Origin of the sequence: Rhizorhapis sp. (assembly GCF_035276005.1) — a bacterium.
Lineage (GTDB): Bacteria > Pseudomonadota > Alphaproteobacteria > Sphingomonadales > Sphingomonadaceae > Rhizorhapis.
The window spans coordinates 48,639-62,305 of sequence record NZ_DATEMB010000002.1 but is presented as its reverse complement, the minus strand read 5'-3'; the positions used below and the strand labels follow the sequence as shown (position 1 = coordinate 62,305).

Annotated in this window: 14 protein-coding genes and 1 tRNA gene; 7 read left to right on the top strand and 8 right to left on the bottom strand. The window is 61.5% G+C overall.

Annotation, left to right across the window (positions count from 1 at the left end; translation table 11 throughout):
• Nucleotides 1-26: 26 nt before the first annotated feature.
• Nucleotides 27-410: a VOC family protein gene (locus tag VJS46_RS00350; RefSeq protein ID WP_324057295.1), complete on the top strand. Its 384-nt coding sequence runs from the start codon at nt 27-29 to the stop codon at nt 408-410.
• A gap of 3 nt (nt 411-413) precedes the next feature.
• On the opposite strand, the gene VJS46_RS00345 is transcribed toward VJS46_RS00350, so the two are convergent.
• Together VJS46_RS00345 and VJS46_RS00340 are read right to left on the bottom strand one after the other, a co-directional pair.
• Nucleotides 414-2,204 carry a tetratricopeptide repeat protein gene (locus VJS46_RS00345; RefSeq protein WP_324057293.1) on the bottom strand — a complete coding sequence of 597 codons (1,791 nt, stop codon included), beginning with the start codon at nt 2,202-2,204 and terminating at the stop codon, nt 414-416.
• A 182-nt stretch (nt 2,205-2,386) separates the two neighbouring features.
• Nucleotides 2,387-2,472: transfer RNA gene (locus VJS46_RS00340), tRNA-Tyr, on the bottom strand.
• Nucleotides 2,473-2,572: 100 nt separating this feature from the next.
• Between VJS46_RS00340 and rlmB the strand changes: the two genes are divergently transcribed.
• The 3 genes from rlmB (at nt 2,573) to def (ending at nt 4,853) form a co-directional block, all read left to right on the top strand.
• Nucleotides 2,573-3,316 (top strand): 23S rRNA (guanosine(2251)-2'-O)-methyltransferase RlmB, encoded by a 744-nt coding sequence (gene rlmB / locus VJS46_RS00335; protein WP_324057292.1) that lies wholly within the window; start codon nt 2,573-2,575, stop codon nt 3,314-3,316.
• Between the two features lie 33 nt (nt 3,317-3,349).
• Complete coding sequence (locus VJS46_RS00330) at nt 3,350-4,099, top strand: hypothetical protein (RefSeq protein ID WP_324057290.1); 750 nt, start codon at nt 3,350-3,352, stop codon at nt 4,097-4,099.
• A 217-nt stretch (nt 4,100-4,316) separates the two neighbouring features.
• Nucleotides 4,317-4,853: a peptide deformylase gene (gene def / locus VJS46_RS00325; RefSeq protein WP_324057288.1), complete on the top strand. Its 537-nt coding sequence runs from the start codon at nt 4,317-4,319 to the stop codon at nt 4,851-4,853.
• A gap of 58 nt (nt 4,854-4,911) precedes the next feature.
• Here the strand turns inward: def and VJS46_RS00320 are convergent, their stop codons facing one another.
• The gene (locus VJS46_RS00320) at nt 4,912-5,310 is read right to left on the bottom strand and encodes a four-helix bundle copper-binding protein (protein WP_324057286.1); all 399 of its coding nucleotides are present in this window, start codon (nt 5,308-5,310) and stop codon (nt 4,912-4,914) included.
• Between the two features lie 133 nt (nt 5,311-5,443).
• On the opposite strand from VJS46_RS00320, the gene rmuC reads away from it, so the two are divergent.
• Nucleotides 5,444-6,835 (top strand): DNA recombination protein RmuC, encoded by a 1,392-nt coding sequence (rmuC, locus tag VJS46_RS00315; RefSeq protein ID WP_324057284.1) that lies wholly within the window; start codon nt 5,444-5,446, stop codon nt 6,833-6,835.
• A gap of 176 nt (nt 6,836-7,011) precedes the next feature.
• Here rmuC and VJS46_RS00310 read toward each other — a convergent pair whose 3' ends face one another.
• The 4 genes from VJS46_RS00310 to recR form a co-directional block, all read right to left on the bottom strand.
• Nucleotides 7,012-7,425 (bottom strand): holin family protein, encoded by a 414-nt coding sequence (locus tag VJS46_RS00310; RefSeq protein WP_324057281.1) that lies wholly within the window; start codon nt 7,423-7,425, stop codon nt 7,012-7,014.
• 24 nt (nt 7,426-7,449) lie between these two features.
• On the bottom strand, nt 7,450-8,007 hold the full coding sequence (locus tag VJS46_RS00305) for a glycoside hydrolase family 108 protein (RefSeq protein ID WP_324057280.1): 558 nt from the start codon (nt 8,005-8,007) through the stop codon (nt 7,450-7,452).
• 170 nt (nt 8,008-8,177) lie between these two features.
• The gene (locus VJS46_RS00300) at nt 8,178-9,827 is read right to left on the bottom strand and encodes a M28 family metallopeptidase (protein ID WP_414707946.1); all 1,650 of its coding nucleotides are present in this window, start codon (nt 9,825-9,827) and stop codon (nt 8,178-8,180) included.
• A gap of 80 nt (nt 9,828-9,907) precedes the next feature.
• Complete coding sequence (gene recR, locus VJS46_RS00295) at nt 9,908-10,504, bottom strand: recombination mediator RecR (RefSeq protein WP_324057277.1); 597 nt, start codon at nt 10,502-10,504, stop codon at nt 9,908-9,910.
• Nucleotides 10,505-10,557: 53 nt separating this feature from the next.
• On the opposite strand from recR, the gene fmt reads away from it, so the two are divergent.
• Nucleotides 10,558-11,466 carry a methionyl-tRNA formyltransferase gene (gene fmt / locus VJS46_RS00290; RefSeq protein WP_324057275.1) on the top strand — a complete coding sequence of 303 codons (909 nt, stop codon included), beginning with the start codon at nt 10,558-10,560 and terminating at the stop codon, nt 11,464-11,466.
• A 90-nt stretch (nt 11,467-11,556) separates the two neighbouring features.
• Nucleotides 11,557-12,303 carry a tRNA pseudouridine(38-40) synthase TruA gene (gene truA, locus VJS46_RS00285; protein ID WP_324057273.1) on the top strand — a complete coding sequence of 249 codons (747 nt, stop codon included), beginning with the start codon at nt 11,557-11,559 and terminating at the stop codon, nt 12,301-12,303.
• 165 nt (nt 12,304-12,468) lie between these two features.
• Here truA and folP read toward each other — a convergent pair whose 3' ends face one another.
• Nucleotides 12,469-13,590 (bottom strand): dihydropteroate synthase, encoded by a 1,122-nt coding sequence (gene folP, locus VJS46_RS00280; RefSeq protein WP_324057271.1) that lies wholly within the window; start codon nt 13,588-13,590, stop codon nt 12,469-12,471.
• Between the last annotated feature and the right edge of the window lie 77 nt (nt 13,591-13,667).

Below are 13,667 nucleotides of genomic sequence, written 5' to 3'. Positions count from 1 at the left end.
CCGGCTAATGGCAGGAGTCCGGGATCATGCCGGTAGAACTAAACCACACCATCGTCTGGTGCCATGACAAGGAACGCTCATCCGCCTTCCTGGCTGACATACTGGGCCGGCCGGCTCCGGCCGAATTCCTGCATTTCCGCATTGTCGAACTCGACAATGGCGTCTCGCTCGACTTCATGCAGAAGGAAGGCGCTGTTGCCCGGCAGCACTATGCCTTCCTGGTCAGCGAAGAAGAGTTCGACGGCATATTTGCGCGGATTAAAGGCGCTGGCCTCACCTATTGGGCCGATCCGTCAAGATCGGTGGCGAATGAGATCAACCATCTCGATGGGGGGCGGGGCATGTATTTCGAGGATCCCGACGGTCACCTGCTCGAAATACTGACCCGCCCCTATGGCAGCGGACAATAAGGCTCAAAGCCTGTCCAACACAAGCCAGCGGCGATCGCCCAGCCAGGCGTTGGTGAGCGCCGCCTCACTCGCCGCGGCGCCCGAACGGTCGCCCATGGTCCGCTGGGTCCTCGCCAGGCCATAAAGTGCCCAACCATTATTGGGTGCCTGGGCCAGAGCTTCCATGAAGGCTTGCCGTGCGCCAGCCAGATCCCCGCTGCGATACAGGGCTGCCCCAAGCGACTGCTTCACCGGATAATACCAGTAAGGCGGCTCCATATACGGTATCGCTTCTTCAATCGCGACTGCCTGCCGGTACAGACCCACGGCTTTTCCATATTTGCCCTGCGCATAGGCAAGACGCGCCTGAGCCACTGTTTCGGCTAGCCGCAGCAGATCGGGAGCGGGCACCCCCTGGTCGACCATCGGCTTGAAATCGGTGCCTTCGCGGATCGCCCGAAGAGCTGCAAGCTCGCGGTCGAAAGCAGCCTTGTCCTTTTCCTGGGCATGGGCCACCGCGCGTGCATAACGCCACATGCCGCTGACATAGGGCAGCCGTTCGTCCGGTGCCTTCAACGCCATTATGTCCTTGGGAGCGGCAAACTGCGAATAAGCGAGATAGGGGGCAGCGCTGACCGGCTGCAGCCATGCCACCTTGGATGTCACATCGACATCGACAATGCCTCGCAGCTTCTCCGCCTGCTCTATGGCGGTTTTCATGTCCCCCGCCATCTGGGCCGACGTCACGATAAAATGCACATTGTGCGGATAATAGCCGAATCTGTACAGACCCGGATTGGCCGCATTCTTGAGATAGGCTTCGTCGGCCTTGGCGGCGTCCACATTGACCCGGATCGAGTCCTTGAAGCGGCCGACGCGGTAATAAAGATGTGCTGGCATATGCACCAAGTGCCCGGCCGCCGGAACCAGCGGAGTCGCCAGCCTGTCCGCATAGCTTTCCGCCCGTTCGGGATGAACCGACGCCTCCATCAGGTGGATATAGAGATGGTCCGCCTGCGGATGGTCGGGATTGCGTTTCAATACGCCCTCGACCAGTGAGATGGCTTTGACGATATTGCCCTTGGGCGTCTTGCGGTCCGCCTCCCAATAGTCCCAGGGCTGCGTGTCCATTACCGCTTCTGCCGCAAGGACGGCAACATTGTCGTCCTGCGGGAAGCGTTCGGCGACCTGAAGCATCCTTTCGGCATAGCCCTTGTCCAGAGCGGCACGGTCGGCCTTGGGATCGGCGGAATAGCGTGTGGCGAGCGCGTCGATCAGCGCCTGCTCCACTGGCTTGGCCTTTGCCTTCAACGCCACGGCGCGCTGCGTTGCCGCCACGGCCTGGGCATTCACCTCAGGGTCCATGGGCGCATTGATATTGGGACCGTGCGCCAGCGCCTCGCCCCACCAGCACATGGCGCATTGCGGATCAAGCCGCTGCGCCTCCTGGAAGGAACGGATCGCCTCGCCATGATTGAAGCCATAGGTCAGCATCATGCCCTGGTCGAAAAAACGCTGCGCTTCGGCATTGCTGGTCGTCACTGGATATTGAAGGGTGCCAAGACCAGGGAACAATATTGGCTTCCCAGCGCCCGCTGGCATGTTCGCCATTGCCTCCTGCGCATATTGCAGCCGCATGCGGAGCAATTCGCCGGCCCTGCGCGAACCGCCGCATAAACCCAGCATCTGCCGCGAAGGATCGCGCAGGCGAAGCGTTTCTTCAGAAACGTCACTGGAAACCGGCATCGCACTTGCGGATATGGCCACCAGAGAACCGAGCGACACAAGGCCCAGCCATTTGATTCTTTCCGACATGGATCGTCTCCCGCACCTTTTCCAAAAAAGGCCCGCAGAATTTGAGACGCAGCCCATAAGGGCTCGCCACGACCCGCTATCTAGATCTGCGCTGCCGCGGCAATCTGCTCCCGCCCGGGAAGCAGGTCAAGCTACCCAAATGGCTGTTTTGTAGAGAGGATTGCGATATTTTGGGGAGATGATGGTGGACAGGGCTGGATTCGAACCAGCGTACGCTCACGCGGGCAGATTTACAGTCTGCTGCCTTTAACCACTCGGCCACCTGTCCTTGGAAGCCAGCCGGATTCACGAAAAAATCCGTAGGAGGCGCGTCTTTGGCGAATGGAGGCTTGCCTGTCAATGCCACTCTGTGGAAATGAGCCTCAATCATGAAAAGAGGACATCGAACCGGCAAACCCAAAGGCGGATATCCGCGATTCTGGGGCCGTCACGCCGTTATCGCGGCGCTCGCCAATCCCGACCGGGTGGTACGCAAGATCTGGGGAACGCGGGAGGCGATCAGCGAGCTTGAACTGCCGCCAGTGCTGCCCATCGTCTATTCCGACGTGGCCGACCTTGGCCGCATGGTGCCGCATGATGCGCCGCATCAGGGCCTGGTGGCGGAGGTGGAGCCGCTCGACGACATCTGGCTGGGCGACATGCTGGAGCAGGGTCAGGATGATCAGCGGCCGATACTGGTCCTCGATCAAGTGACGGACCCGCATAATGTCGGCGCGATCCTGCGTTCGGCGGCGGCCTTCGACGCGCTTGGCATCGTCACTCAGGATCGTCATGCGCCGCCCGAATCCGGCACCATCGCGAAGGCTGCCTGCGGAGCGTTGGAAATCATTCCCTGGGTGCGGGTGGTGAACCTTGCCCGCGCGCTCGATGAAATCGCCGAGGCCGGCTATTGGCGCATCGGCCTTGAAGGGGAAGCAGAAGAGATGCTCGGCAATGCGCTTGCCGGCGCCAACAAGGTGGCTCTCGTGCTGGGGGCAGAGGGCGAAGGTCTTCGCCATAACAGCATGGCGCATTGCGATATTTTGGCTAAACTGCCGATCAGCCCGCGAATGGAGAGTCTCAACGTATCGAACGCCGCGGCCATCGCCCTCTACGCGACCGTCAATCGCTGAGCGGGCAGGTTCTGGGGGGCACAAGGGGGAAGAATGTATCCATATCGCCAACTCCTGTTTGCGCTGCTTGCGCCGCTGCTGCTGGGAGCCTGCCTGGTGACACCCGGCAAGTTCCAGTCCACGCTGGACATACGAAATGATCGCAGCTTCACTTTCGCCTACAAGGGGGAGGTGATTGCCTTCGACGCCGCGAAGGAAATGACCAAGGGCTTCCCGTCTTCGTCGGATGATGAAAAGGAAGGCCTCAAGAACGAGGGAACGTCGAGCAATTCGCTCGCGCCCATGGACATCGCGGCCGATGGCACCCCCGGCAAGGACAGCGAGAGCGCCGACAATGAAATCAAGATGCACGCCATTGCGCGGGCTCTGTCAAAGGAGGCGGGCTACCGGTCCGCTCGCTATGTAGGCAACAACATGTTCGAGATTGATTATGAAGTCCATGGTACGCTGGACCATGGTTTTGTTTATCCGTTCAACATCGACGCCGAAATCGTGTTTCCCTTCATCGTGGTGGAATTGCGCGGCAAGGATATGCTGCGCGTCAAGGCTCCTGGCTTTGCGGACAGCGACAGCAAGAAGGGCGGTATGGGCGGAATGACCCCTCCGGGTCCGGAAAGCAAACTGGATGGCACATTCACCCTGACCACCAACGCCGAAATCATCAGCCAGAACAATGAAGATGGCGCTGTGGCTGGACCTGGCGGCCGAAGCATCGCCTGGCGGATCACTCCGCTGACGAAGGACGAACCGACGGCAGTGCTCCGGGTGGCGCCGTTGAAATAGGGCGTTGCGGTTTTGCAGCGATAAATAGTTCGTCATTCCCGCGAAAGCGGGAATCCATTTCCTGACCCATGCTCTTGATGGGAGATCGATTCGCGCACCGCGGGAACGACGAGGAAAAGTAGTTTTTCGCAACAATCCGGCCAAGGGCAAAGCCATGCACATCGGTCCGCACCCTCCCCCGCTTGATATTCCCGGCCCGATCTCATATTTTCCAGCCATGGCCATTCTACCCATCATAGAGACACCGGATCCGCGGCTGCGTACCATTTCCACTCCGGTGGAGGCGATTGACGCCGATCTGCAGCGGCTGATCGACGACATGTTCGACACCATGTACGACGCCCCCGGCATCGGCCTTGCGGCAATTCAGGTGGGCGTCCCCAAGCGGGTTCTGGTGATCGACCTGCAGGAGCCCGATCAGGAAAGCGGAGAAGCCATCCGCAATCCGACGGTCTTCATCAATCCGCAAATTCTGGAAGGGTCGGAGGAACACAGCGTCTATCAGGAAGGCTGCCTGTCGGTCCCGGATCAATATGCGGAGGTCGAACGTCCCGCCACCGTCCGCGCAAGCTGGATGGACCGCAACGGCGTCATTCATGAAGAACAGCTAAGCGGCCTGCTCGCCACCTGCCTGCAGCATGAGATGGATCATCTGGAGGGCATCCTCTTCATCGATCATCTCTCGCGCCTTAAACGCGACATGCTGCTCAAGAAGCTGACCAAGGCGCGCAAGGACAACGCCAAGGCCGCCTGATTCTTTCGTTTAAGCGTGCTCCTGCATAGCGGGAGCACGCCGGCATCGCAGACGGGCATCACAGACTCGCCACCGCCTTGCGGCAATCCTCAGCACATTCCCGACACATTTCGGCACAGTTGGCGCAGTGAGCATGCATTGCCTGATGCTTCTCGCATTCCTCGGCACAGAGCTCGCAGGCCTGGATGCACAGGTCCAGGGTGGAACGGAGCAACCTTTCGTTGGAGCCCGTGCGGCGTGTCCCCACCTTGAACGCCATATCGCAGACATCCGCACAGTCGAGGCAGACGCGGATACACTGCCGAAGGTCCTTCACCCGATCCTCGGCAACGCAGGCATCCGCGCAACTGGTGCAAATATCGGAGCAGAACATCATGTGCCGCACGGCCAGGGCGAGCGCTTCATTGACCGATCCCTGCACATTGGGATGACGGCCGATCATTTTTCTGATGGACATGGCAGGACTCCTTTCTTTCCTCTCCGTCTGCGGATCAAAGGGCCGCTCGCCATAATGTTCCGCGCCACGAGCCGGGTTGAGATGTTTCCGCAAAGCCGCTAGGTTCCCCTTTCGTTCCGCAATAAAGGTGGCTATGACCGACGCTCTCCCATGGATATTCGTGCTTATTGCCGCTTTCGGCGGGCTTGCCCTTGGCTGGAGATTGGGGAACCGGGGGATCGATGAAGCGCGGCGGGAGCGCGACGGGCTGGCCGAAAGGTTCAATGCAGCCATTCGCGATCTGGCGGGAGCCTCGGAGCGCGCGAAAATGGCGGGCGAACTTCAGGCCCGGCTCGACGACGCCATCAGCGAACGTGAAGACGCACGGCGGGAGCTGGCATCGCTCCGTTCGCAAGCGCAGGAGCGGGAACGGGCGCTTGGCGAGCAGCTCAACCAGCTTCAGCGCATGAAGGAACAGCTTTCGGTGGAGTTCAGCGATCTCGCTCAAAAGGTCATGGCCGAAGCGCAGGGACAATTCCTCAAGCGCGCTGATGAGCGTTTTCATCAGGCGGGCGAGAAGAGCGAAGCGCAATTGCGGGCACTGCTGCAGCCGGTCGAAAGCACGCTGAAGCAATATCAGGAGGGCCTGCAGCGCGTCGAGAAGGAGCGGGTAGACAGCTATGCCGGCCTTCGCGAAGCCGTCGATCAGGTGCGCTCCGGGCAGACACAGGTCAAGGAAGAGACGGCCCGGCTGGTCAACGCCCTGCGCTCCAGCGCCAAGGCGCGCGGACGATGGGGCGAGCAGTCCTTGCGCAATGTGCTGGAGCAGGCGGGGCTCAGCCCACATGCCGACTTCCGGTCCGAAGTGTCGGTCGAGACCGACGAAGGACGCCTGCGTCCCGATGTGATCGTCAGCTTGCCCGGCGGCAGGGAGCTGGTGATCGATGCCAAATGCTCGCTCAATGCCTATCTGGACGCTTCCCATGAAGTGGACGACATGTTGCGGGCCGCGCATCTGAAGGCTCATGCGGCTTCTATCCGCAACCATGCCCAGCAGCTTGGCGCCAAGGATTATTGGGCGCGCTTCGGCAAGGCGGCGGACTATGTCGTGATGTACATTCCAGGCGAGCATTTCCTGTCGGCCGCGCTCGAGCAGGATGAGGCGCTTTGGGAATGGGCCTTTGAGCGGCGGGTGCTGCTGGCCACGCCGACCAACCTGGTGGCGATCTGCCGTACCGTGGCCAGCGTATGGCGGCAGGAGAAGCTGGCGGAGGAAGCCCAGGCGATCGGACAGCTTGGCAAGGAACTTTACGAGCGGTTGGCCGTCGCTGCGGGGCATCTGAAGAAACTCGGCAACGGCCTCAACAGCGCCGTCAACCATTATAACAGCTTCGTGTCCAGCTTTGAGGGCCGGGTGCTGGTTACCGGACGCAAGTTCCGGGACATGAACATAGAAGCCGGTTCACGCGAGATAGAATTGGTGGAAGGGGTCGACACCCTGGCAAAGGAACCGCAGGTCGAGGCGTTGCCCGGACCTGCCGAGTAGGAACATATGGCAAAGTGCATTGTCTTGCCTCATGTCCGTCGCCCTTGCGGCGGCAGGGGCCCCGCTTTTCCTCAGCGGCGCCCAAGAGAAGCGGGGCCCCCTGCCTGCGGCAGAAAGCCGCAGTTTATCCTGAGCGCCCGCTTTGCGGGCAGTCGAATTGCAGGGACGGCGATTCCCTACCGCTCCACCCCCTTCACCTTCCCCCAGGTCCGCGCGGCGGTATAGCCCAGATAGCCCGTCCCGAAGAGGGCATAGAGCGGCTCGGGAATAGCGGCCAAATAGGCATTCATTCCCCGTCCGATAGCCTCCGCCATCTCGGGACGCGAGGCCGCAATCAATCCCATCGGGATGGACCAGAGCAGCAGCGCGTACATGACATAAAGGAAACTCGGCCGGGCCCGGCTCGTCCATGGATCGGCCGATTGCGCCTCGGCCAGAATGGCGGAAAGCTGCGTCTTCACCGCCTCCAGTTCCTGGCTGCCTTCAAGCTTCAGCAATTCCAGCTTCGCCTTGTCGCGCGCGTCGGGATCGGGAATGATCTTGTCGATGATCTTTGCGATGGGGCCGATCAGCCCTTCAAGAAAGGACATGTGTTTTCTCCCTCGATTTTGCGATCAGGCATCCGCCGATGATTGACCGATGCGGTTCGCGAGCCAGCCATAAAGAAAGGCTTCATTGGCCGGACGCTCCTCAGCCAGGGCGACGTAGCGGGCACCCTGCAGCGCCTCCATCGCTTTCAGGAGCACTGTTTCACCCTTCTCTCCCCTCACTCTCATGAAAGCTGCGAAGGCGCGAAGGGTGGCAAGACCGATTCTTCGGTCCACCACAATGTCGGGATAGTCCGACTGCTGCCGATTGAGCGCATTCAGGGCGCGCTGGAGGAAACCCACTGCAGTCCCCGGCCCCATATTGACCCCGGTGTCGAATAATTCCGCGGCGACCGCAGGCGAAATGGCCGCCACGTCCGCAAAGCGCGGTTCGTCCCAATAGATGCGACGAAAGATGCGGGCCGCCAGGTCTCGCGGCAGGCAGCTCATATCGCCCGTATAGCCGTGCGCGCGTGCCACAGCCTGAGTGATGCCCCATCGGGTCGGACCGCCCTTGTCGGCGGGATGGTTGCAATAGCCGCCCTCCCGCGCAATCACCTCGTCAATCAGCCGGTCGATATCCATGCTTCAGCCTCCATTTCAGTTTGAGGCTAGCTATTTATCCCATTTGGTTATATGTAGGACAGAGGAATTTTCTTTTTGGCCTGACGGCAAGTTTGCCTTGAATGGATCCCCGCTCGCGCGGGGATGACGCAAATGGGTTTCATCACAACCCCGTTCAGGGCTGAAAATCCCTACTTCCCCGCCCGGCTCTTGTCCCGGATGGCGCGGAACTCATCGCCTTCTTTCCAGTTCGGCCAGTCGCTGGTCATGGCCAGTTCGCGGCCGGTCCGATAGTAAAGGCGGATGTCGGCAAGGGCGCCATCCCAGTTCCACTTGGGATCATATTCGTCCTGCGGGCCGTGATAGCGGTTCCTGGTATAATCCTCCACCGCGGCGAGTCCCGCTTGCCGTCCGCCCTGGACCAGATCCTCGCCGCCTTCAAAATAGAGCATGGGAACGCCCTGTTTCGCCAAACTGAAATGGTCCGATCGGTAATAATAGCCCTTTTCCGGCGTCGGTTCGCTTTCCGCCACACGGCCTTCCGCCGCCAGTGCGCGTTCCAGATAGGCATCAAGGCCGGACTTGCCCCGGCCGATCACCATCACATTCCGCGCCGCCCCAGCCATGCTGAGCGCATCCATATTGATGCCGCCGACCGTCTTCGCCAGCGGAAAGACCGGGTTTTCGCCATAATATTGCGAGCCCAGAAGGCCCGATTCTTCTGCCGTGACAGCCAGGAACACTATGCTCCGGTCGGGTGGGCCAGCCTTCACATGCGCTTTGGCCAGCGCCACCAGCGCCGCCGTGCCGGTGGCATTGTCGATGGCCCCATTACAGATGTCGTCCCCCGACGCGTCTGCCGTGCAGCGGCCGAGATGATCCCAATGAGCGGTGTAAAGCACATATTCGCCGGGCCGCTTCTTGCCCGGCAACAGCCCGACGACATTCTTGGACCGGTGCTTGCGAATGTCATTGTCGAAGGAAAGCGATGCTCTCACTTGCCGCAACTCCACCGGTTTGAAACCAGGACGCTTGGCGGCGGCCATCAAGGCATCCAGATCCTGCCCGCCGCTCGCCATCAACTTGCGCGCGGCGCCGAGCTGCATCCAGCCATTGGCCATGGTCTGGTCCATATGGCCGTTTTCCGCATCCGCCACTTGCTGCGCGCCGCTCCAACTCGACTGCACGACATTCCAGCCATAGGCGGCGGGCTCCGTGTCATGAACGATGATCGCGGCCGCCGCGCCCTGCCGCGCGGCTTCTTCGAACTTGTAGGTCCAGCGACCATAATAGGTCATGGCGCGGCCATTAAAGGGGCCCTCCAGCCCTTTTGACTGATAATCGGGATCATTGATCAGGATGATGACGGTCTTCCCCTTCACATCCAGCCCTGCATAATCGTTCCAGCCCTTTTCCGGCGCGTTTATGCCATAGCCGGCAAAGACAACCGGGCTGTCCTTGATCTCGATGCGCGGCGCGAGGCGATAGGTGCCGGCAACGAAATCAGGGCCATAGGTGAGCGAAAGCGGCTCCTTGCCCCCGGTGAAAGCGAGCGGCGATATATTCTTTGCCGTGATCTCGGCCAGTGGGACGTCCTGAAACCAGCTTCCCTTGTTGCCGGGCTTGAGCCCCGCCCTGCTGAACTGATCGACCAGGTAGGCGAGCGTCCTTTCCTCGCCAGGCGTACCGGGAGCGCGGCCTTCAAATTCGTCCGACGCAAGGGTCTGGGTCACCTCCTTGAGCGTTGGAAGATCGATCTGGGGGATGTCCGCCGGGGCGGCGAGAGCCGGAACGGGAAGAGGAAGGGCAAGTGCCAGCGGCAGCGCCAAGGTTCGGATCATGTTCTGCATGTGGAATAGCTCATAAATTTCAAATGCCTATTTGTTGCATTTGTAACCTTTTGAAGCAAGGGAGCATCCACTCAGCCGACCGGCCTCCGCGCTCTCAGCGCCTGGGCGAGCGTGCCTTCATCCAGATAATCCAGCTCTCCGCCGACAGGCAGGCCATGGGCAAGCTGCGTCAGGCGGATGGGATATTGCTCGATCCGCTCGGCAATATAATGGGCCGTCGCCTGCCCCTCCAAGGTCGCGTTCATGGCGAGCACGACTTCGTCGATGCCGCCAGCCGCGATGCGGTTCACAAGCGCATCAATGCTAAGGTCCTCCGGCCGGACGCCTTCCAGCGCCGACAGCCTCCCGCCGAGCACATGAAAGCGTCCCGGAAACAGGCGCGACTTGTCCAGCGCCCACAGGTCCGCCACATCCTCCACCACGCACAGCGCCCTTTCGTCCCGGCGCGGATCGGAGCAGATCGAACAGGGATTGACGGTATCGACATTGCCGCACACGGAACATGTCTCCAGCGCCTCATTCACCGCTTCCAATGCACGGAGCAGCGGCCCCATCGCCGCCTCGCGCTTTTTAAGCAGGTAGAGCACCGCACGCCTTGCCGATCGCGGGCCAAGGCCGGGAAGCTTCGAAAGCGCCTGTGTCAGGGACTCAATCTCTGGTGATGCCATGGCAAAGCAGATAAGGGGTTGCGCTCGCCCGTGCCAAGCGTTTCAGAGGAACTATGCGCATAATCTACATGGGAACGCCGGATTTTGCGGTTCCGGCGCTGGAAAAGCTGATTGAGGCCGGGCATCAGGTCGTGGCCGTTTACAGCCAGCCTCCCCGTCCCGCCGGCCGGGGAAAGGCGCTGCGCCCGACGCCAGTGCATGCGAGGGCTGAAGAACTTGGGCTGGAGGTGCGCACGCCCATTTCGCTGAAGGATCCAGCGGTGCAGGCCGAATTTGCGGCCTTGGATGCCGATGCCGCGGTGGTGGCCGCCTATGGCCTGCTCCTGCCCAAGGCCATTCTTGCCGCGCCGAAGCAGGGTTGCCTCAATGTCCACGCATCACTCCTTCCCCGCTGGCGGGGAGCCGCGCCCATCCAGCGCGCGATCCTCACCGGAGACAATGTGACGGGCGTCACCATAATGGACATGGAGGCGGGACTCGACACGGGCCCCATGCGCGCCAAGCATGTAACGCCCATCGAGGACAAGACGGCAGGGCAGCTCACAAAGGAGCTGGCCGAGGCTGGGGCCGAACTGATGGCCGAAGTGCTTGAGGATCTGAGTGCTCACCCCCCGGTGCCACAGCCGGAAGAAGGCGTCACCTACGCCGCGAAAATCGAAAAGGCCGAAGCGCGCATCGACTTCGCACGCGATGCACATGCCATCGAGCGGCAGATCCGGGCCTTCAACCCGGCGCCGGGCGCTTTCTTCGAATATCGCGGCGAGCGCTTCCGCATCCATGCCGCCGCCGTGGAGCATGCGGGCGGCACGCCCGGCACGCTGCTCGACGACAGCCTACTGATCGCCTGCGGCAAGGATGCGATCCGGCCGACGCTGATCCAGCGCGCGGGCAAAGCCGCGATGAGCGCAGGGGAATTGCTGCGTGGATATGAAATGGCGCAGGGGACGAGGGTGAATGTCTAATTACCTATCGTTCGTCCCGTGCGTGGTCGAGGGACGTTGGTTTGAAGCGGACGTGTCTCGACTTCGCGCGACACGAACGGGGTTGCTCTTGTGACCCGCTTCGCTCTCACCGTGGAATTTGACGGCCGCCCCTTCATGGGCTGGCAACGCCAGGCGCATGGGCCAAGTGTGCAGCAGGCGATTGAGGAAGCGGCCTTATCCATTACCGGCGAGCGATCCGTCCTGCATGCGGCGGGCCGCACCGATGCCGGCGTCCACGGGCTTGCCATGCGGGCGCATCTCGACATTGAAAAACCAATCACGCCCTTCCGCTTGATGGAGGCATTGAACGCCCGCCTGCGGCCTGACCCCATTGCCATCCTCGGCTGTGAAGTGGTGCCGGATGACTGGCACGCGCGTTTTTCCTGTATCGGCCGTGCCTATGTGTACCGCATCGTCAACCGCCGCGCGCCGCTGACGCTGCAGGCTGGACTGGCATGGCGGGTCGTGCAGCAACTCGATGCTGATGCCATGCATGAAGCCGCGCAGATACTGGTAGGTCGCCATGACTTCACCACCTTCCGCTCGGTGCAATGCCAATCGGAAAGCCCCATAAAGACGCTCGATCGCTTGGACGTCGAGCGCCAGGGCGAACATATCCTGATCCATGCCGCCGCCCGCTCCTTCCTCCATCATCAGGTGCGCTCTATGGTGGGATGCCTGGCGCTGGTCGGCATCGGCAAGTGGAGCTTACAGGATTTGCGCGCCGCCCTTGAAGCAAAGGACCGGCAAGCGCTGGGTCTTAACGCGCCGCCAGATGGTCTTTATTTCGTAAAGGCGGATTATCCGCAGGGGTAATGGTTTCGCTATGCGGGATATTCTTCTTCATCGTCCCTGCGAAAGCAGCGACCCGCTTCTTTCCTACCGAGCGGAAGAAAAGCGGGGCCCCCGCCAGCGCGGTGACGACGTGAGGAGCAAAGTGATTTATACAAAAGTTCTGCTTTTGCGCCTTCGCAGTACGGCTTATTCCGCCACGATCGCGGCATCGCGCAAGCCTCGCCAAAGCTGCAGGGCTTGGCGGGTCTCCTGAACGTCGTGGACCCGGACCATTTGCGCGCCTTGCTGCACGGCATGGAAGGCAAGGGCCACTGAACCGCCGAGCCGCTCCCTGGCCGGGGCTTCGTTGGAAAGGGCGCCGATGATGCGCTTGCGGCTGGCGGCAAAGAGCACTGGCAGGCCAAGCCCCTGTAACATGGCCAGGCGGTTGCAGATGGCGAGATTGTGCTGGAGTGATTTGCCGAAGCCGATGCCCGGATCGATCATGATCTTGTCGCGCGCGATACCTGCGGCGACGGCGGCGTCCACGCGTTCTGCCAGCCAGTCATAGACGTCGATCGCAGCATCGCCATAGGCGGCGCCTGCATGGGGATTATCCCCGCTGGAGGGCGCGTGCATCAGTATGACCGGGCATCCGGCTTTCGCCACCACCTCCGCACTGCGCGGGTCGTGGAGAAGCCCGCTGACATCGTTCACCATATGCGCCCCTGCGGCGAGCGCAGCTTCCATGACGGCGGCCTTGCGGGTGTCGACCGATATGGGGACGCCGCCTTTCGCCAAGCGTTCGATGACGGGGACGATGCGCTTGATCTCGTCGCCTTCCCAGACGGGCTGCGCGCCAGGACGGGTCGATTCGCCGCCCACGTCGACCAGCGAAGCGCCTGCCTCAACCATGGCGAAACCGGCGTCCGCCGCTGCGGACGGGTCGCTCAGATGTTTGCCGCCGTCCGAAAAGCTGTCCGGCGTCATGTTAAGGATGCCCATCACATGGGGCGTGTCGAAACGGATGACACGCTCGCCAAGGGTGAGCGGTTGGCGGGGCCTGGTGAAGCCGTCCAGCATGGCGTGGGCGCGGCCCCGGTCCGGGAGGGCGGCGAGCGCTTCGTTCAACTGCTCCACCGGAATGATATCGCGGTACAGGCGGTTGCCGTCTTTCATGGCGGTGAGTTCGACAGCGGAGAACCAGAGGAGGCCATGGGCGAGGCGCTCGGCGCGGCCGTCGAGGCCGATGGGGGAATCGACGAAGCTGCAAGGGCGCACATAGATGCGGGCGTCTGCCGGGAGGGAGATGGAGGCCGGTAAAGTCATGCGTAAGCCTTACACCCCTTCGTCATTCCGGTGAAAGCATCTTGCAAAGGCCCGACGTCCCTGCGCAGGCAAGGCCC

Coding starts and splice junctions, on each gene's coding strand:
- VJS46_RS00310 (WP_324057281.1), bottom strand. CDS start 7,425: ATGTCCTTTCTTGAAGGGCTGATCGGCCCCATCGCAAAGATCATCGAC.
- def (WP_324057288.1), top strand. CDS start 4,317: ATGGCCATTCTACCCATCATAGAGACACCGGATCCGCGGCTGCGTACC.
- rmuC (WP_324057284.1), top strand. CDS start 5,444: ATGACCGACGCTCTCCCATGGATATTCGTGCTTATTGCCGCTTTCGGC.
- VJS46_RS00320 (WP_324057286.1), bottom strand. CDS start 5,310: ATGTCCATCAGAAAAATGATCGGCCGTCATCCCAATGTGCAGGGATCG.
- folP (WP_324057271.1), bottom strand. CDS start 13,590: ATGACTTTACCGGCCTCCATCTCCCTCCCGGCAGACGCCCGCATCTAT.
- VJS46_RS00305 (WP_324057280.1), bottom strand. CDS start 8,007: ATGGATATCGACCGGCTGATTGACGAGGTGATTGCGCGGGAGGGCGGC.
- VJS46_RS00345 (WP_324057293.1), bottom strand. CDS start 2,204: ATGTCGGAAAGAATCAAATGGCTGGGCCTTGTGTCGCTCGGTTCTCTG.
- fmt (WP_324057275.1), top strand. CDS start 10,558: ATGCGCATAATCTACATGGGAACGCCGGATTTTGCGGTTCCGGCGCTG.
- recR (WP_324057277.1), bottom strand. CDS start 10,504: ATGGCATCACCAGAGATTGAGTCCCTGACACAGGCGCTTTCGAAGCTT.
- VJS46_RS00300 (WP_414707946.1), bottom strand. CDS start 9,827: ATGATCCGAACCTTGGCGCTGCCGCTGGCACTTGCCCTTCCTCTTCCC.
- VJS46_RS00350 (WP_324057295.1), top strand. CDS start 27: ATGCCGGTAGAACTAAACCACACCATCGTCTGGTGCCATGACAAGGAA.
- rlmB (WP_324057292.1), top strand. CDS start 2,573: ATGAAAAGAGGACATCGAACCGGCAAACCCAAAGGCGGATATCCGCGA.
- VJS46_RS00330 (WP_324057290.1), top strand. CDS start 3,350: ATGTATCCATATCGCCAACTCCTGTTTGCGCTGCTTGCGCCGCTGCTG.